16 protein-coding genes are annotated in these 18,223 nt (G+C 43.6%); 1 reads left to right on the plus strand and 15 read right to left on the minus strand.

The annotated features are described in order from the left end of the window. Positions 1-23: 23 nt before the first annotated feature. The 12 genes from yycH to A9176_RS01810 form a co-directional block, all read right to left on the minus strand. Positions 24-1,334 carry a two-component system activity regulator YycH gene (yycH, locus tag A9176_RS01755; protein WP_077281979.1) on the minus strand — a complete coding sequence of 437 codons (1,311 nt, stop codon included), beginning with the start codon at positions 1,332-1,334 and terminating at the stop codon, positions 24-26. Beyond that, entirely contained in the window at positions 1,324-3,195 is a 1,872-nt protein-coding gene (gene walK, locus A9176_RS01760) for a cell wall metabolism sensor histidine kinase WalK (RefSeq protein ID WP_068851028.1), read from the minus strand. The genes yycH and walK overlap by 11 nt, the downstream gene beginning before the upstream one ends. 96 nt (positions 3,196-3,291) lie before the next feature. Next, positions 3,292-3,999, minus strand: coding sequence for a response regulator YycF (yycF, locus tag A9176_RS01765; RefSeq protein ID WP_029510319.1), 708 nt, complete (start codon positions 3,997-3,999; stop codon positions 3,292-3,294). A 135-nt stretch (positions 4,000-4,134) separates the two neighbouring features. Continuing rightward, positions 4,135-5,115, minus strand: a complete 981-nt coding sequence (locus tag A9176_RS01770) for a ribose-phosphate diphosphokinase (RefSeq protein ID WP_010000991.1) — start codon at positions 5,113-5,115, stop codon at positions 4,135-4,137. Between the two features lie 144 nt (positions 5,116-5,259). Continuing rightward, positions 5,260-5,757: a thiol peroxidase gene (tpx, locus tag A9176_RS01775; RefSeq protein WP_010002215.1), complete on the minus strand. Its 498-nt coding sequence runs from the start codon at positions 5,755-5,757 to the stop codon at positions 5,260-5,262. Positions 5,758-5,793: 36 nt separating this feature from the next. Next, complete coding sequence (locus A9176_RS01780; protein ID WP_029510318.1) at positions 5,794-6,612, minus strand: Cof-type HAD-IIB family hydrolase; 819 nt, start codon at positions 6,610-6,612, stop codon at positions 5,794-5,796. A 134-nt stretch (positions 6,613-6,746) separates the two neighbouring features. Then, on the minus strand, positions 6,747-7,979 hold the full coding sequence (locus A9176_RS01785; protein WP_029510317.1) for an MDR family MFS transporter: 1,233 nt from the start codon (positions 7,977-7,979) through the stop codon (positions 6,747-6,749). A gap of 89 nt (positions 7,980-8,068) precedes the next feature. Further along, a complete protein-coding gene (locus A9176_RS01790) occupies positions 8,069-8,587 on the minus strand; it encodes an NUDIX hydrolase (protein ID WP_077281980.1) in 519 nt (172 codons plus the stop codon). Then, positions 8,584-9,252, minus strand: a complete 669-nt coding sequence (locus A9176_RS01795; protein ID WP_077281981.1) for an HAD family hydrolase — start codon at positions 9,250-9,252, stop codon at positions 8,584-8,586. Before A9176_RS01795 ends, A9176_RS01790 begins: the two co-directional genes overlap by 4 nt. Beyond that, on the minus strand, positions 9,249-10,067 hold the full coding sequence (hisJ, locus tag A9176_RS01800; RefSeq protein ID WP_242943233.1) for a histidinol-phosphatase HisJ: 819 nt from the start codon (positions 10,065-10,067) through the stop codon (positions 9,249-9,251). The genes A9176_RS01795 and hisJ overlap by 4 nt, the downstream gene beginning before the upstream one ends. 130 nt (positions 10,068-10,197) lie before the next feature. After that, positions 10,198-12,651, minus strand: coding sequence for a phosphoketolase family protein (locus tag A9176_RS01805; protein ID WP_077281983.1), 2,454 nt, complete (start codon positions 12,649-12,651; stop codon positions 10,198-10,200). Between the two features lie 215 nt (positions 12,652-12,866). Then, complete coding sequence (locus A9176_RS01810) at positions 12,867-13,595, minus strand: GntR family transcriptional regulator (RefSeq protein ID WP_010000983.1); 729 nt, start codon at positions 13,593-13,595, stop codon at positions 12,867-12,869. Positions 13,596-13,674: 79 nt separating this feature from the next. On the opposite strand from A9176_RS01810, the gene A9176_RS01815 reads away from it, so the two are divergent. Further along, complete coding sequence (locus A9176_RS01815; RefSeq protein WP_029510312.1) at positions 13,675-14,172, plus strand: aminoacyl-tRNA deacylase; 498 nt, start codon at positions 13,675-13,677, stop codon at positions 14,170-14,172. 33 nt (positions 14,173-14,205) lie between these two features. Here the strand turns inward: A9176_RS01815 and dnaB are convergent, their stop codons facing one another. The 3 genes from dnaB to A9176_RS01830 are packed head-to-tail and all read right to left on the minus strand — an operon-like array spanning position 14,206 to position 18,212. Then, the gene (gene dnaB / locus A9176_RS01820; RefSeq protein ID WP_029510110.1) at positions 14,206-15,672 is read right to left on the minus strand and encodes a replicative DNA helicase; all 1,467 of its coding nucleotides are present in this window, start codon (positions 15,670-15,672) and stop codon (positions 14,206-14,208) included. Positions 15,673-15,674: 2 nt separating this feature from the next. Then, positions 15,675-16,127 (minus strand): 50S ribosomal protein L9, encoded by a 453-nt coding sequence (gene rplI, locus A9176_RS01825; RefSeq protein WP_077281984.1) that lies wholly within the window; start codon positions 16,125-16,127, stop codon positions 15,675-15,677. A 57-nt stretch (positions 16,128-16,184) separates the two neighbouring features. After that, entirely contained in the window at positions 16,185-18,212 is a 2,028-nt protein-coding gene (locus tag A9176_RS01830; RefSeq protein WP_077281985.1) for a DHH family phosphoesterase, read from the minus strand. Positions 18,213-18,223 lie beyond the last annotated feature (11 nt).

Below are 18,223 nucleotides of genomic sequence, written 5' to 3' on the forward strand. Positions count from 1 at the left end.
CTGCCTCCTTTTTGTTTTGCCTATCACGATTGATTAGTTTTTGCCGCTATATAAGCTGTGACACTATGCCAACCGTCTGATGTTTCAATCATCCAAGTTGGCACCATGTTGACCGCGGCTTGACTATCTTTATTAATCAGCCACTCATAACCTGGCGTAATAAAGTTATAATCACTTGGCTTGACGCCTGCATCACGTAATTGCTTTAAGACATCAGCGGTTGACGGCAAGGTCACATCTGGCTGATTATTAGGAACTGGTACCCCTAATTCATTGAGCGAATAGGTACTCGTTTGTTGCCCATTTTGTGACATATCAATATGAATCGCGCCACTTTCTGATTGGAAATAAACCGGAAAGCCTTCGACATATGTCCGATAGGTCACTGATTGCCCAAGATTCTGGCTTTCAAAAAAACGCGTATCGGTTAAGTTAAGTTGTAATAAGTTGATTTGTGCAAAACTCAAATTCAAACGCTCAAGGTAAGATTTTGGCAGCTTATTTTTAACGTTATTGTCCTCAAAGGTGACCGTTTCCCACTCAGGGTCATAAGTCACTTTTTGATGATTTAATTTGTTGGTGTAAACTGTTTTATGCCCATCTTCGGATATCACGAGTTGGTTCATTGTCCCCAATAACGCAGAAACATACATTTTAGGGTCACGCCGATTGACAAGGTAAGAATAAACCGGTAGCTTGAACGATTGCTTGTAGTTCAATTCGGCGCGTCCTTGCTGCGTTTTAAAGTCAACTGCGGTATGTTTGGGCAATTGATTAACCATGCGCCAAACATCATCGTCATCCAATCGCGCCACTTTAACCGTGGTGATCTGTCGCTTTTTAGTATTTACAAAATAACCATTATTAGACTGATCAAGCGCCAACACAAAGTAATCAAAGTTCAGGGATTTTTGGCGTTCAACTTGTTGATTATAACGTGTATTGAAATAATCAATTGGGATCACATCTGGATACCGCAACACTAAGGCGCTTTTGGTGCTTAAAATTTTTTCTATCCGCTGCGTACTGACCGTGGTTGTTTGCGCATCGGAAAAACGCGCTGACATCAGTGCGTTCCGAATCGTTTTCACTTGTTTTGAGTCAGTTTTCAGGACAACATGTTGCTGGCCATTCGCTTGGGTAACAATATACTGCGTGGGCCGAAAAACCTGAATGAGCTGCTGGTTAGATTGCTGTGTTGCCGATTGGCTAGCTGTTTCCGTTGGCCCAAAAGACTTGAAAGTAAAGGCACTTAACACCACCGAAGCGCCAATCGCAAGGACCAAGAGCACATTCAAAATGGTTTGTTGGAGAAGAAATGGTTTATTCCGCATCCCAATCATCCTCCTCTAAATCTGCATCATCCACATATGCTAACGAAATATAGAAGGTAGAGCCTTTATTTTCAACGGAATCAACCCAAATACGACCATTAAACTTTTCTACAACTTCTTTTGAAATCGCAAGTCCTAAGCCAGTCCCACCTTGAGCACGTGACCGTGACTTATCCACACGGAAAAATCGGTTGAAAATATTATCCAAATCTTTTCTTGGAATCCCCAACCCTTGATCTGAAATACTTAAAATTGCCCGTGTCTTCGTTTTAATTAAGCGCGCCGTAATTGTGCCGCCATCAGGCGAGTACTTCACCGCGTTATTCATAATGTTATCCAACACTTGGGTAAATTTATCGGGGTCCACTTCAACCCAAACATCTTCATTAGTGAATTCGCGTTTAATGTTATAGCTTTTGTTTGGTGTGTCAGCATTTTTAGCATCGTTTTCAATAATCATATCGAAACGATTTAAGACAAAATTGAACAGACTATTGAGGTTCACCACCTCAAGTTTCACATCCATCGTCCCTTGATCCAAACGGGATAACTCCAACAGGTCGTTAATCATCCGAATCATACGTTGCGTTTCATCCTGAACCACGCCCAAAAAGTTTTGCGCCATTTCAGGGTCATTAATCGCCCCTTCAGCCAACGCATCGACATAAGAACGCACAGAGGTCAACGGTGTCCGTAATTCGTGTGACACATTGGAAACAAACATGCGGCGTTCGGAATCAATCCGTTGTTGTTCCGTAATATCATGTAGGACCACAACAAGACCAGAAATAAAGCCCGATTGCCGTTTAATCAAGGAAACATAGGCTTGAACGACCACTTCCTTGCCTGCATCTGACAAATCAACCTGGAAATCATCTAGATTTTCCAACATATCACGCAACGTGCGCTTACCACGCAGATGTAGCAAATCCACCACATGTTGTCCAATCGCTTCTTCGCGATCGACGCCGACAAAATCTGCCGCTGCCTGGTTAATAATCGTCACTTCACCCCGTCGGTTGGCCGCTAAAACACCATCCGCCATGTGCGTGAGCACTGAATCCAGCCGGTTACGCTCCGCATTGACCGTTTCCGTGGATTCCTCGACTCGCGTGGAGAGTTCGTTAACTGATTGGGCAAGATGGCCAATTTCATCAGAACCGTAGATATGGTTAACCATCGAATAGTCACCATTCGCAATTTTAGTCGTCTGTTCATCAATTTGTTCAATCGGCCGTGTTAAAGTATGTGCCAAGAATAGCGCCAAACCAATGCTGGCGATCAAAGCAATTAAACCAGCAATAATAAAGAGTCGCATCACGCTATTAACATGTTGATAAACTGGTGCCAAACTGGCAGCGACAACAATGACCCCACTCACATCACGGACACGACCGGACGTCACCCCTAGTGGTATCGTTAATAATTCCTTACGATCACCATTATCATTGATAATGCGCGTCTTTAAAAAAGATTGCTCACCAGCAATCGCCTTTTGGGCATTTAAATCCGTTGTTTTTTGCCCAATGGTTTGCTGACCGGAAACAGATAACGTCCCACGAATTGTGCCCGTACGATCAATAACTTGCGCTTCTTGCAAGTTATCATTATTTAAACTCGATAACACATCTTGAATCTCGTGGTTACCGGCATTTGTATCCGGATTTTTAAGTGCCGTCGTAATTTGATCGGTCACATATTTGGGTAATGTAATTTGTTGCTGAAAAGTCGCCAAATTTTGCTGTTCAATTTGGCGTACAAAAAACGCACCCAAAAGTTCGAGTGCGATAATCATTAGCAACACAAAAACAAGGGTGATGCGAAAACGGATAGATTTAAAAAAACTGATCGTACTGTTCATAGTTACTGACGCCTTGCGTCTGTCTCCTTGCGATATCCATACCAAAATAGCGTTATCATCGCCTATTTCAACCTGCAAGGTATGAAACGATGCGACTTATTCTGCTTCTGGGCGTAAGTAATACCCAACGCCGCGGCGCGTTGCGAGCCAGTTCGGGTGACTTGGGTTGTCTTCAATCTTTTCGCGTAAGCGACGGACAGTAACATCAACTGTGCGGACATCACCAAAATAGTCGTAACCCCATACCTGTTGCAACAAGTGCTCACGGGTCATCACTTGCCCAATATGTTGAGCAAGATAATACAACAGTTCAAATTCACGGTGTGTTAATTCAATATCTTGCCCCGCTTTTGATACCATATAGGCTTGGGGATGGATCGTTAAATCACCGAGTTCAATATCTTCTGTATTGACGACTGCATCATCTGAATGTTGCGCAACTGCCTTACGACTACGCAAGTTAGCTTTGACACGTGCGACTAATTCTCGGTTAGAAAAAGGCTTCGTCACATAATCATCCGCACCCATTTCTAGACCCAAGACTTTATCAATTTCAGAATCCTTGGCTGTCACCATAATGACCGGAATTTCTGACTTTGAACGAATTTGACGCAATACTTCAACGCCATCAATTTCGGGTAACATTTGATCTAATAAAACAAGATCTGGCTTTTCGTCACTGAACATGGTTAAGGCTTCTTGACCATCCGCTGCCGTGACAACATCATAGCCTTCTTTTGTTAAATTAAACTTTATGATATCTGAGATTGGCTTCTCATCATCCACAACCAAAATTTTACTCATGGATATGCTCCTCACGCGTCTTTGCTAGTTTATTTATCTTTAAGTATATCATTTTTATGCCATTTTGTAATATATTGCACAAAAAAAAGCCGAATCATCGACTTTTTATCGTACCGTTCAACGTCAAGTCCTGGTTTAGTGTGAACGACGATGGAAACGGTTTTTAAATAGTGATGAAATGGCTTCGTTGTTATTAATCCGACGAATGGCTTCACCAATCAGTTCACCAACTGAAACAATTTCTAATTTATCAAACTTTTTATCTTCAGGTAAGTTGATTGAGTCTGTGACAATCACTTTTGTGAAGACAGAATTCTGCAAGCGTTCAACCGCTGGTCCTGAGAACACGGCGTGTGACGCAACAACATACACTTCTTTAGCCCCATGTTCCATAATCAATTCGGCCCCTTGGGTAATCGTGCCAGCAGTATCGATCATGTCATCAATCATGATGGCTGTCTTGCCTTTAACATCGCCCACAATGCTGCCGACTTCGGCCACATTTGGCTTGGGACGACGCTTATCAATGACAGCTACCGGTGCTTCTAATTCCAACATATTGTTCAAGTTACGCGCACGGGTCATGCCCCCGTGATCTGGTGACACAACCACCGCGTTCTTCTTGTCCGCAATTCCAGATTCAATCAAGTAGTCGGCTAACAACGGTGCGCCTTGCAAATGATCCATTGGAATATCGAAGAAACCTTGAATTTGCGCTGCATGTAAATCAAGCGCCAATACCCGCGTTGCGCCCGCCCGTTCCAACATATTGGCAACAAGCTTGGCTGTGATTGGTTCACGCGAACGCGCCTTACGATCTTGGCGTGCATAGCCATAGTAAGGTAATACCACATTGATTTGGTTGGCTGATGCGCGACGCAAGGCATCAATCATAATCAACAATTCCATCAAGTTATCGTTGACTGGGGCAGCGGTTGATTGGATAACAAAGACGTTATCTCCACGAATGCTTTCCTCAATGTTAATCTGTACTTCACCGTCGGCAAAGCGCTTGACAGATATTTCACTCAAAGGGACACCCACGGATTCAGCAATCTTTTCCGCAAGTGGCTCATTTGAACTTAAAGAAAAAAGTTTCAATTTAGGTTCTGGCATGTTTGGCTCCAAATATTTTATGTGAATTTAATGTCCCTGTTTATTTTAACAAAAAAAAGGGCCAAGCGCCACTGACGACGTTGCCTTTTATCAGATCATAAAAAAACAGACTGGGACATCCCAACCTGTTTTTGATCACGCAATTTACCCTTGTAATTCACGTAAAACGCGTAGTGCATCATCATAATCTGGTTCTTCAGATACTTCTGGGACAATTTGTGCGTAACGCACAACACCGTCAGCATCAACAATGTAAACTGCACGGGCATCAAAGCCTTGTGACGGAATGTAGAGCTTGGTTGCGTAGCCAAATGATTCTTGTTCATCAGACAACATCCGCAAGTTCTTAACCCCTTCAGCCGCACACCAATCGCGTTGTTCGGCAACCGTGTTTGTTGACACTGTCAAGAATTGGATGCCTTCAAATTGATCCACTGTTTGATTAAAGTGACGCGTTTGCAATGTGCATGTGCCAGTGTTCAAATCAGGCACAACTGAAATCAACATCAATTGCCCAACCAAATCAGCAGTTTTAACCTTTTCACCATTTTGATCTTCCAACTTAAAGTGTGGCAATGTTTCACCAACCTTTAAGGGTTCCCCAACAAGCGCTGTAACTTCACCTTCTAATAAAACGTCCATTTTGCGACCTCCGCATCTTGTATAACCGAACTTTAATTATGATTTAAGCACAAATTTTTCAATGGCGCGTGCCACGCCAGAGTCGTTATTGCTTGCTGTTTCGTAATCGGCGATTGCTTTCAAACTTGGAATCGCATTGCCCATCGCAACGCCAATGCCAGCTTGTTCAATCATCGAGTAATCATTGGCCTGATCACCAATCGCCATTGTTGCGTCATGGGATACGCCCAATTCATCAGCAAGGGCTAGTAACGCATTACCCTTTGAAGCTTGACGATCAATAAATTCCAAATTATTCGCCGTTGAGCGAATGACATTAACATGTTCACTAATTGTCTTTGGTACCGCGGCTTGCACAGCGTCAAGTTCATCACTTTCCGCGTTCGCAATCGCCTTAATAAAGGCAATCTTTTCTAACTCAGCTTCTGAATCTAACACAAATAATGGGAGATTAACCAAGCTATTTTCAAAGCTTGCCCACGGATGGATACAATGATTTGTTGTATACGCCGCATCATGTGATTCAACCTGCACATAAATCTGCTGTGCCGTCATAAAAGCATTAATTTTTTGAAATTCTGATACCGCTAATGGTTGCCGGAACAACGTCTTTTGCCCATCGGCCGTTTGTACGAGGCCACCATTATAGGTAATCACATATTGATCTGATCCAGTAATGTTTAATTCTGACAGGATCTTTTGGACACCAGGTAATGGTCGGCCAGTCGTAATGACAATCTTCACACCTTGTGCCATAGCTGCTTGTACAGCCCTTTTCACTTCTGGTGTAATTTCGTGACGATCATTGATGAGTGTTCCATCAATATCAATTGAGACAATTTTAATTTCTGACATCTGTTTGCTTGTTTATCCAACAACTGTGTTGTGCTTGTTGTCGCTTCCCTTCATTTAAAATCAGCTCGACACAACCATTCATCATGCTTAATTACATTATAACAAAATAATAAAGTGCGTCACGACAAAACACTTCAACTTGTTCGGTTCTCGCGTAACATCTGCACGGCTAAATAAGTAAACAAAATGCTGATCCCTGTAGCTGTAAGTAATAGTAACGCGGCACCAACATTGCCTACCAAAACGGAGGCACTCACAATCCCAGACGCTAAAATAGCGCCAATCGGCCGAATCGCGGCACTAAAACCACTATAAGCGCCAATTTTTTCTGGGTTCATCATTTCAGCGCGCAGAGACTGACTGGCTGGTGTGACAATCATTTCGCCAAGTGTCAAAATCACGGTAAAAACCATAAGTGGCCAAAAGTCCGTTAACAAGAACATGATGGCAAAACCGCCACCCTGTAAGGCGGTACCGACCGCACTCGCTTTCATTTCAGACCAATGTTTAAATAGTTTAGTCATCATGCCCATCATCAAGACAATCATGAAGGTGTTGACCATGGTCACAATAGACAGCATCCGTTGCCCAAAAATCTCAACACCAGCGATATCAATCGTATGGAATGTTTGGGATAAATGTGCGGCAAGATAATAATCTGGTGACGTGAAAATAATCGTTGCCCCAATACTTGCGATCATAAATTTCATATAGCGACGATCTGCAAATACCGTTCGGTAACTTTTCACCGCTGCCCAAACCGACTGACCATGGGTTGGCCGCTTGTCCTTGGGTAAGGTTTCAGTAATCCATACGAGGACAATAATAAGACTAATCAAGGCCCCAATGGCGGTGCCAATCAAAAGTTGGAAGCGCGCCGTTTTGAAAAACCAACCACCCAGTCCTGCGCCAATCATCACCGCTAAATTGATAACCCAATAAATCATGGCATAAATGAACTTACGATTTTTCACCGTCGACACATCAATCATCATGGCTTCTTCAGCTGGAGAGGCAAAACTTAATCCCACACTCGCCATCAAGAAACCGAAAAACGTGATGTAGGGATTAATATATAGTGGTGAATTCATCACGGCAGCTAGCAAATAGCCTAATGTCATTAAGCCAATTCCAGCAATCATAACCCGCTTACGTCCCCACAAATCCGCCAGATGACCACCATATAAGCCAGCCAGAAAACCAGCTACTTGGACAAGGACTAACAAAATCCCCGTCAAAAAAGCACCAAAATATCCCACATAATAAATGGTCATATTGGGGCCGACCGAGGAACCAATCGCGACTGTAATAAACATCATCACAATGCGTAATTGAATATTTCGATCAAGTTTAAAAAAATCAGCCATCCGGCGCTCCCTACTTTCTTATTGCGACAAAATAAAAGAAATATGGCGTCAAAAAACCATATCTCTACTTTTTTCATGCTAAACGACAATTAGAACAAACGTGCTTTCGCTGTGTGTAATAAGTCGTTATCATCAAAGCCATTTGCAGTGTTATTAGCCAGCGCCTCATCGAAACGCACCCAACGAACCGCCACCACTTCAGCGGTTTGTAATTGAAAGGTCACCGGCTGATCCGGTAATTTGATGGCATACCAATCTTCAATCCAGTCAGTATAGCGCAACGTCTCAATAAACACCAGCTCGTCAGCTGAAACAGCTAGCCCAAGTTCCTCGAATAATTCCCGCACTAGCGCTTGCTGACTTGTCTCACCAACTAAAACAGCCCCACCCGTATCAGCGGTCCATATCCCAGGATGGCTCAACTTATCAAAAGCACGCTGCTGTAACAACACATCACCCTTTGAATTAAATATCAATCCATTAGTCACCAAATGGTAGTCCCCAGGTTGTAGTTGTTGGCCACGTTGATGCGTTCGTCCCGTACGTTCTTTTTGCGCATTATAGACGTCCCAGTATTCACCTAATTTATCTGCGCGATAATCACTCATTTGTATAGTACCTCTGCTAATGCTTCCCGTGTCGCAACCAGATAATCCGGTTCGGATTGTTTCAGCGTTTCTTGTGTATGCGCACCCCAAGTCACTGCAATGGTTGTCATTCCAGCTGCATTCCCGGCATCGATATCAAAGGTTGCATCGCCAACCATCACCGCTTCATTCGCAGATAATTGATATTCTGCTAGCGCTTGCTGTAACCCACCTGGTGCTGGCTTATAAGCCACGACGCGATCTGAACCATATATCGCCGTAAAATATTTGTCCAAAGATAACATGGCCAAATTCCGTTGCGCCACAGCTGATTTTTTACTCGTCATCAAAAATAGTTGCTGCCCAGCAGCCACTAATTGGGTTAACAATTCCGGGATTCCTGAAAAGGCCTGAATTGTCTCAGCTGATTCCCCAGCTTGATAAGCCGATCTAAAAGCGGTGAATAACTGCTGTAATGTCGTCTGATCCATGGGATCCTGTGCTAACAATGGAAACGACGTTTCAATTGGTATCCCTTGATATTGAATAATGGCTGCTGCCGTTGGTATCGGCAAATCCATTTGTGCAAAAGCGGCTTGCGTGGCATACACAGCTAATTTTTCTGTATTGGCCAAGGTGCCATCAAAATCAAAGAAAACTGCCCGATGCTGCGTTGCCGCCGTCATGCTTGCAAAACCGCTGCAAGATCATCAAAATAACGACCCACTTCACTTACTTGGTGGGCATCTGAGCCATACACCACGTCAATTCCCATATCGCAAGCAGCCGTTACAACATTAAACTGCGGATAAGTTGCGCCATTTCCAACTTCACTCAGGCCGGCTGCATTAAATTCTAACGCATAACCGCGTACTTGCATCATTTGGAAAATATCCCCAATCATACGATAGATATCGTCCGCATAATCTGGCAAATCTAACACCTTTTGGAATTTTTTAACCAGTCCAAGATGTCCGATTGCCACCGGTACATCAACCCCTAAAACGGCTTCAACACTCTGCGCAACTGTTTCAAAATAGCGGCGATAGAATGCTTGTGGGTCTTGTAACAACGTGGCGAAGTGTGTCGTCAGCAATTCTGCCGAATAATCAATGGGTGTCACGTCGCCTGAATCATCCGGTAGCAAATGAACAGCTAGGATAATTTCGTCAAACCAGTCACGATTTTCTCGTAAAAATGTGCGCAATTGACGTTCTTGACCCACCACATAATCCACTTCTAAACCGCGCTTGATTTGAATTTTATCCCCATACTTGGCGATTAACCGTGCGGTTTCAGCCTTTACATGTGCAAGATCATCTTGACTAACCACCGGATAGTCAGCTGGTAACGTCAGGTCTTGCAATAACGGTGCATGTTCCGTAATCGTATAAGCGTCAAATCCTAACGCAATCGCCCGTTCAATATAGGCATCAAACGGTTCATCCGAATTTTGATGTGAAAACGGTGTGTGCGTATGACCGTCTTTTTTTAATAGCATGATACAGCGCTCCTTATCTCAATACGTTACCTTTATTTTACCGATAAGTATACAAAAAAGCGAACCAGAATAATCTGATTCGCTTGATTTGTACTGGTGGTACATTTTCTGTAATAAGCCAAATGGCTGATTACTTCAAAGGTGCCCAGTTCCAGTTAGTAAATTCTTCGATATCGTGACCTTCGTTACGTGTTACTTCGTAGTGCTTTGCCAAGATGTCTTCCATCTTAGTAATGAATGTAACAGCAGCGTCTTGATCAATCTTACCGTTAGCTGACAAGATTTCGGCAGCTTCCTTAGCTTGGTGGAAACGATCCAACTTTGAGTAAACACGCATGTCGTATGTTGTTGTGATGTCACCATCTTCACGGTAACCGTGAACGTATACATCACCACGGAACTTGCGTTCGAAGAAGAATGATTCAACCAAGTCTTCGAAGCCGTGGAATCCGAAGATAACTGGTGTATCAGCTTGGAAGAACTTGTTGAAGTCGTCGTCAGACAATTCACGTTCGCTGTTCAAGTAAGCTTCTGACTTCTTTTGCAAACGAAGCAATTCAACAACGTTGACATAGCGGAACTTAACTTCTGGGAAGGCTTGGTTAATCAACCACAAAGCAGCCAAAGTTTCGATTGTTGGTTCTGTACCAGCTGATGCGAATGTAATATCCACATCACCAGATGGTGCAGTAGATGCCCAATCGATGATCTTCAAACCTTCTGTAGCCAATTCTTCAGCTTCGTCAGCAGTGAACCATTGTTGACGTGGTTGCTTTGAGGCAACAATCAAGTTAACCTTTTGACGTTCTGAGAAGGCACGTGCTTGAACAGCCAACAATGAGTTACCATCGGCTGGCAAGTATTCACGGATGAAGTTAGACTTCTTTTCAGCCAAGTGTGTCAACATACCTGGATCTTGGTGTGTGTAACCGTTGTGATCTTGTTGGAAGGCAGTTGATGTTGCAATCAAGTTCAATGATGGGTAATCATTACGCCATGGTTGTTCTGAAGCGTGACGCAACCACTTGAAGTGTTGTGTAACCATTGAGTCCACGACACGTAGGAATGATTCGTATGATGCGAAGATTCCAACACGACCAGTCAATGTGTAAGCTTCCAACCAACCTTCAGCTTGGTGTTCTGACAATTGTGAATCAATGATACGACCTTCAGGTCCTACGTATTGATCGTTAGGGAACTTTGTAGGTTCCATCCATTGACGTGTTGTTGTGTTGAAGAGATCCCACAAACGGTTTGACATTGTTTCATCAGGTCCGAAGATACGGAATGATGTTGGGTTCAACTTAGTAACTTCTTCCAAGTATGCTGAAAGAGTTGTCATGTCCATGTTTTGCGTTACTTTTGGCAATTCATGTCCACGGTTTTCGTTAGTAATGTCGTTTGTGAATTGACGCCAGTCTGGCAAGTCCAATGTCTTAGGTGCTTCACCGCGACGGCGACCACCATTAGTGATTGGGTTAGCAGACATACGCTTGTCACCCTTAGGTGCAAGTGCCTTCACTTCGTCCTTCAATGAACCATCAGCGTTGAACAATTCTTCAGGCTTGTATGAGTTCATCCATTCTTCGAATTCTGGCAATGTGTCAAGGTTGTTTTGATCCAAAGGCAATGGCACTTGGTGCGCACGGAATGAATCTTCGATAGGGTCACCGTTCTTGTCGTAACGTGGACCACCCCAACCCTTTGGCAAACGTGCAATAATTACAGGCCATGCAGGGATTGTACCATCTTCATACTTACCGTTTTCACGTGCATCCTTTTGGATAGCCAAGATGTCTTCGATCGCTTGGTCAAAGACCTTAGCAGCGATTTCGTGATACTTAGCATAGTCATGAATGTTATCGTTTTCGATGAAGCGTGGTGAGTAACCAACACCTTCAAAGAACTTTGTGATTTCTTCATGGCTCATACGTGAGAAGATTGTTGGGTTTGAAATCTTGAAGCCGTTCAAATCCAAAATTGGCAATACGGCACCATCGTTCTTAGCGTTCAAGAACTTTGATGACAACCATGAAGTCATTGATGGACCTGTTTCAGCTTCACCATCACCAACAACGGCGAAAGCGATTTGGTCTGGGTTATCCAAAACGGCACCGAATGCGTGTGACAATGAGTAACCCAATTCACCACCTTCATGCAATGAACCTGGTGTTTGCGCTGTCATGTGTGATCCGATTCCGCCAGGGAATGAGAAACGCTTGAACAAGCGGCTCATACCAGCCAAATCTTGTGTGATTTCTGGGTAATCTTCAGTATATTCGCCATCCAAGTACGCGTTAGTAACCATAACTTGGCCACCGTGTCCAGGACCACCGATATAGAACATGTTCACGTCATACTTGTTGATCAAACGGTTTGCGTGTGCATACAAGAAAGTTTGACCTGAAATTGTTCCCCAGTGACCGATAGGCTTAACTTTAACGTCTTCGGCTTGGATTGGTGTGTTAGTAACTGAGAACAATGGGTTGCTCTTCAAGAAGATCATCCCTGCTGACAAATAGTTGGTTGCACGCCACCACTTATCAACGAGTTCCAAGTACTCTTTTGAATCGAAATCTACCATGAGATTAAGTACTCCTTATTATTTTGAGAGAATCGTAAACCACGAATCTTTCTCCGTTATTTACTCTTTCAGTATAACCGATTTGCCTAATTTATTCAAGATAACGCATCTGATTGGTTGATTATTTTTTCAAATTTGGTTGGCGCAACACAAACATTGGTGCGGTCCAATTATTTTTAAGACAAATAAAATAGCAACAGGCGATTGCCCTGTTGCTATTCTGAATCAATGCTGACAAACGCATTGTACCGTAAATATTTATAATGCAACCGCATGTTTGAAAATTCTAATGGCGTGCCATCATCCATAAAGAAGATCCCTTCCATAATGCCAACTGGCTCTTTGTCCGACAATTCCAATAACTGTTGATCTTCAGCGTTGGACGGTTCCGCCATAATCGTCATAAAGGACTTGGTCACGGCTCGGTTTTTGGTGTTTTCCACGTACTCATAGACTGAACCGGACACGATTTCTTTGTTCAAACCAGGCAAAACATTGATTGGCACATAGCCGCGTTCAATCATGAAAGGCACCCCTTCCAAACGTCGCAACCGCTTAATTTCGTACACAAAGTCGCCATCATTTAAAAACAAAGCTTGCTGCTGGACAGGGGTTGCGGGAACCACTTGGAAATCAAGTAATTCAATACTTGGCGCTTTACCGTCTACCCGAAACGAGTCCGAGACCCCAAGATTTGACCCTTCATGTTGGAACAAGTCATGGTTTTTTAAATACAACGGGTTAACAAACGTCCCACTCCCCCGCTTTTTAAAAATCACACCTTGTTGTACCAGCACGTTTAACGCACGTTTGATGGACGAACGTGACACCTCATATTGCGCCGCTAACGTCCGTTCATCCGGTAATTTCAAGTCCGGAAAATCACCATTATAAATTTTTTGTTTTAAGTCCGCCTGTACGGTGACATAAATTGCTTCTGACATCATGCTAACTAGTATAGCATAAATTGGTTGGACCGCAATCCTTTTTGGGTACGCCAATTTGTGTTAGAATGGACATATCATGGCAAAGAAAAAAATTAAGAAAACACTTCCCGAACAGGTGATGGACAAGCATAACCTGGCTTACACACCCCTCACGCTAAATATCTTAGATAAAACAGCAGCTGAGCGTGATCAAATTCTTGCAGAATTTAGCGTCAAGCATGACGATATCTATAAGACTTTAGCGGCCACTGGTGATAAAACCGGCCCCGTCATTGCAGTGATTCCCATCACACAACATTTATCAATGAAAAAACTCGCGGCGGCATCGGGCAATAAAAAAGTTACCATGTTGCCCTTAAAGACCTTGCAGCAAACCACGGGTTATGTCCACGGGGCTAACAATCCAGTTGGGATTTGGCATACGAAGCATTTCCCAATTTTCATTGATTTGACTGCCCAGACCGCGCCTTACTTTTTAGTAAGTGCTGGTGAATTGGGACGCAGTGACCAAATCAATCCGGCCGATTTGGCGGCCTTAATCCATGCGCCTTTTGTCGATTTACTAGAAAATTAAGTTTAAAAAAAGACAGTCGTTAGACTGTCTTTTTTACCACCCAACGTTACCATTAGGGCCAGCGTTCATATCATCACGATACAACGGCGCCATTGGGCTAAACTTAAAGGTTGGTTTATTAAACATCAAGGTTGCCGTACCGCGTGCACCAGCACGATTTTTTTCCAAAATAATTTCAATTGGCACCGCTTCTTCTTCGTCACGCGGATCTGAATCACCATCATCATCGCCACCATCGTTGCGATAGTAGTCATCACGATACAAAAAGGCGACAATATCCGCATCTTGTTCAATCGAGCCAGATTCACGCAAATCAGAAAGCACCGGTCGCTTATCCGTACGTTGCTCAACACCACGACTCAATTGTGCCAACGCTAAAATAGGCGTATGTAATTCTTTGGCTAACTTTTTAATCGCACGTGACACTTCTGAAACCGCCTGTTGGCGACTTTCTGTATTATTGGATTCAATCAGACCCAAATAATCAATAATCACCATGCCGATTGGATGTGGATTACTTGCGCGTTGATCTGGTGGTAATTCATTTACCAAATCTTTTTCAAGTTTACGTAACTTGGCGCTAATTTGGTTAATTTTAATCCCCGCCGTGTCGTCCATGTAGATTTGCATATTCGCCAATGATTGCATGGCTAATGTCAACGACTGCCAATCCTCTTGGGTCATCTGACCCGTTGTCAAATGACTGGAATCAATCGCACCTTCAGCCGCTACCAGTCGGGTCACCAAATCCACAGCACCCATTTCAAGACTGAACACAACCACTGGTACTTGCTCAGCTTTGGCCACATTTTTGGCAATATTTAACACAAAGGCTGTTTTCCCGACCGCTGGTCGCGCGCCCAACACAATCATTTGATCTTCACGAAAACCGTGGGTTAATTTATCTAATTCGGGATACCCTGTTGCTAGGCCAACCACATCATTATCATTGGCGACAGCTTGATCCAAATTAGCTTGGAAGGCTTGCAGCACGTCTTTAATCTTTTGAAAATCTTCATCACCACGATTCTCAGCCAAGTTATCCAGACTACGGCTTAATGTATCTAAGATTTCCTCACTCGGTGCCGCAGCATCATAGGCTAACGACATACTGCGCGTCAACGTCTCAATCATCCGACGTAGAATGGCCTTTTCACGCACGATATTGGCATAATGCTTTAAATTGGCCGATGATGCAGAAGATTCCGAGATTTCAGCTAAGTAAGCCATACCGCCCACATTATCTAATTGCTGTAAACTATTGAGTTTATCCTGAAGCGTGAGCATGTCAATCGGACGTTGTTCATCAACCAGCTGTTGCATCGCTTTAAAAATGGTTTGATGGGCTTGGCGATAAAAATCATCCGCTTCCAAAATGGCGCTCGCCGCTACCATCGCGTTATCAGATTTCACATCAAAGAAGATTGCGCCCAGCACCGCCCGTTCAGCATCGACATCTTGTGGGACTTGTCTATACTCGTATGCTTCTGGGTTATCCATGTTTAACCCTCGCTGACATGAACACGTAAGTCTGCGGTCACGTCACGGTGTAACTTGAGCGGCACTGTCGTGTAACCTAATGAGTGGATAGGATGGTTCAATTCAAGCTTACGCTTATCAATTTTTAGTTGCTTTTGATCAGCCAAAGCCGTCGCAATTTGCTTAGATGATACCGCACCAAAGAGGCGGCCATCCGTACCAGACTTGCCTTTGATTGTCACCACAAAGTCATCTGCTTCAATCTTTGCCTTCAGTGCTTGTGCTTCAGCTAATTGTTCAGCAGCTGCTTTTTCTGCTGCCTTCTGACGCCCCTTAACAGCACCCACATTTTTACCTGTGGCTGGTTCTGCTTTTTTATTCTTAATTAAGAAGTTATTAGCGTACCCATCTGGCACTTCCTTAACTTCCCCTTTTTTCCCACGACCCTTAACATCTTCTAAAAATACAACTTTCATGTGTTACTCCTTCAAAAAATAATTTCTTTCATAAACGACACACGGATGTAGACCAGGTTACTCTTCAACGTATTCTGCCAAAATTTTAAGCAACTGATCATTCACTTCGTCTGTTGTCGTGTCCGTCAATTGGGTAGCAGCATTTGATAGATGACCGCCACCGCCCATTGCCTCCATAACACGCTGGACGTTACGTTGTCCGGTTGATCGTGCCGAAATACCGACACGACCATCAGCCCGTTTGGTAATAACAAACGAGGCCTCAACGCCACTAATTTGCAACAATTCATCAGCTGCTTGTGCCGTAATCAGTCCAGAATAAACGCTATCTACCTCACCACAGACAATGGCATAACCGTCAGCCACAACCGCTAGGTTAATCAAATGCGTGCGCGCCTTGAAGTCTGAGAACTTCTCTTTCATAAAGAATTGAATTAAGTTACTGTCCGCACCGTTAGCACGCAAATAACTGGCGGCATCAAAAGTTCGTGAGCCAGTTCGTAACGTGAAGTTTTTGGTATCAATTTGAATCCCGCCAAGCATTGCCGTAGCTTCTAACTTGGTAATTGGTGCATGACTTTGATCTTGGTACTGCAACAGCTCAACGACAAGTTCAGAAGTGGATGATGCATACGGTTCAACATAGGTGAGCAATGGTTTTTCAGCTAGCCCTTGTTCAGCTAAACGATGATGATCAATGACCACAACACGATTGCCCAACCGCTCCAAAAGATTTGGTGCACTAGTAATTGAACCCTGCGCATGATCCACTAAAATCAAGAGCGTATTATCACGGACTAATTTCATGGCGCGTGCCTCATCAACAATGGAGTCATTGATATTTGACCCTGGGGCCATGATTTCGGGTGGGTTTTTACGGATTTCTGCCAGTAGCAACGTAATGTCACTATACACCGATTTTTCATCAACAATCAAAAAAGCCGGTTTATTTTTTGTTTGCGCCATCCGCCAAATCCCTAGTCCGGCACCAATGGCGTCCAGATCAGGGGTGACGTGGCCAACAATCATAATATTATCAGCCTGTTCCATCAATTCAGCAACTGTCTGTGAAATCATCCGTGCACGCACCCGCGTCCGCTTTTCCATTGGATTCGTTGCGCCACCGTAAAATCTCGCCGCAGCTTGCTTAGACTTCACCACAACTTGATCACCGCCACGCCCCAAAGCCAAGTCCAGATTGGTTTGTGCCATTTTGGCCAGTTCAATAATGTCTTGCTCGCCATAGGCAATCCCCATCGACAACGTCACGGGTAAGTTTTGTTGCGCGGTTGCTTCACGAATCGCTTTTAGCACCGAAAACTTATCGTCTTCGGCAGCACGCAAGGAAGTCTGATACCCAAACATCACATAGTGTACTGTACTGAGACGACGCAAATAGATCCGGTGAGCTGCCGCCCATTCTGACAAGGCGCCGGTCACATATGTGCGTAACGTTGAGGTTTCCGATTCGGTCATACCTTCGGTCACTTCTTCATAGTTATCGACTGAAATGAGACCACTAAATAATTGATGATCTTCGTACTCTTTGGCGATAGCCGCATATTCACTAATATCCATCATGTAGATGACACGCAAATTCTGCTGGACATAAAGTGAAAACTGCTTACCTTGCCACGTAATCGTGTTCGTCTCCCGTGCATCAGAATAATTTTTAATATCAGTGGCAAGTTGCGGATCCAATTGGGTCAACGTCAAGCCTAACACATCACGCTTATCAAGATAAGTTTGCATGTAAGGATTGATCCAGTCAATTTTTTCCGATGCATTTAAGAGAACAATCCCAATTGGCATACGAATCAAGGCTTCTTGTTCACTACGAGATATCCGATACCCCAACCCTGTCAAATATTCTTGGGCATTTTCATTGACTTCTTTTAGCGACTGCGCGGAATAAACCAAACCGATTAACACAACCACAATCCAGATTAACCCGAAAATCCAATTGACCAACAAGGCAAAAAATACACTCATGACACTGACAGATAACAACAGTAACGCGACGGTGCCTAATTTTGTGCTTTGAAAAAATATTGGTAACGTTTTAAAATCAAATAGTTTTTTCACAAGAAACCCCT

It is taken from the genome of Leuconostoc garlicum (assembly GCF_001998805.1).
GTDB classification, from domain to species: Bacteria; Bacillota; Bacilli; order Lactobacillales; family Lactobacillaceae; genus Leuconostoc; species Leuconostoc lactis.

Coding starts and splice junctions, on each gene's coding strand:
- yycH (WP_077281979.1), bottom strand. CDS start 1,334: ATGCGGAATAAACCATTTCTTCTCCAACAAACCATTTTGAATGTGCTC.
- walK (WP_068851028.1), bottom strand. CDS start 3,195: ATGAACAGTACGATCAGTTTTTTTAAATCTATCCGTTTTCGCATCACC.
- yycF (WP_029510319.1), bottom strand. CDS start 3,999: ATGAGTAAAATTTTGGTTGTGGATGATGAGAAGCCAATCTCAGATATC.
- A9176_RS01770 (WP_010000991.1), bottom strand. CDS start 5,115: ATGCCAGAACCTAAATTGAAACTTTTTTCTTTAAGTTCAAATGAGCCA.
- tpx (WP_010002215.1), bottom strand. CDS start 5,757: ATGGACGTTTTATTAGAAGGTGAAGTTACAGCGCTTGTTGGGGAACCC.
- A9176_RS01780 (WP_029510318.1), bottom strand. CDS start 6,612: ATGTCAGAAATTAAAATTGTCTCAATTGATATTGATGGAACACTCATC.
- A9176_RS01785 (WP_029510317.1), bottom strand. CDS start 7,979: ATGGCTGATTTTTTTAAACTTGATCGAAATATTCAATTACGCATTGTG.
- A9176_RS01790 (WP_077281980.1), bottom strand. CDS start 8,587: ATGAGTGATTATCGCGCAGATAAATTAGGTGAATACTGGGACGTCTAT.
- A9176_RS01795 (WP_077281981.1), bottom strand. CDS start 9,252: ATGACGGCGGCAACGCAGCATCGGGCAGTTTTCTTTGATTTTGATGGC.
- hisJ (WP_242943233.1), bottom strand. CDS start 10,067: ATGCTATTAAAAAAAGACGGTCATACGCACACACCGTTTTCACATCAA.
- A9176_RS01805 (WP_077281983.1), bottom strand. CDS start 12,651: ATGGTAGATTTCGATTCAAAAGAGTACTTGGAACTCGTTGATAAGTGG.
- A9176_RS01810 (WP_010000983.1), bottom strand. CDS start 13,595: ATGTCAGAAGCAATTTATGTCACCGTACAGGCGGACTTAAAACAAAAA.
- A9176_RS01815 (WP_029510312.1), top strand. CDS start 13,675: ATGGCAAAGAAAAAAATTAAGAAAACACTTCCCGAACAGGTGATGGAC.
- dnaB (WP_029510110.1), bottom strand. CDS start 15,672: ATGGATAACCCAGAAGCATACGAGTATAGACAAGTCCCACAAGATGTC.
- rplI (WP_077281984.1), bottom strand. CDS start 16,127: ATGAAAGTTGTATTTTTAGAAGATGTTAAGGGTCGTGGGAAAAAAGGG.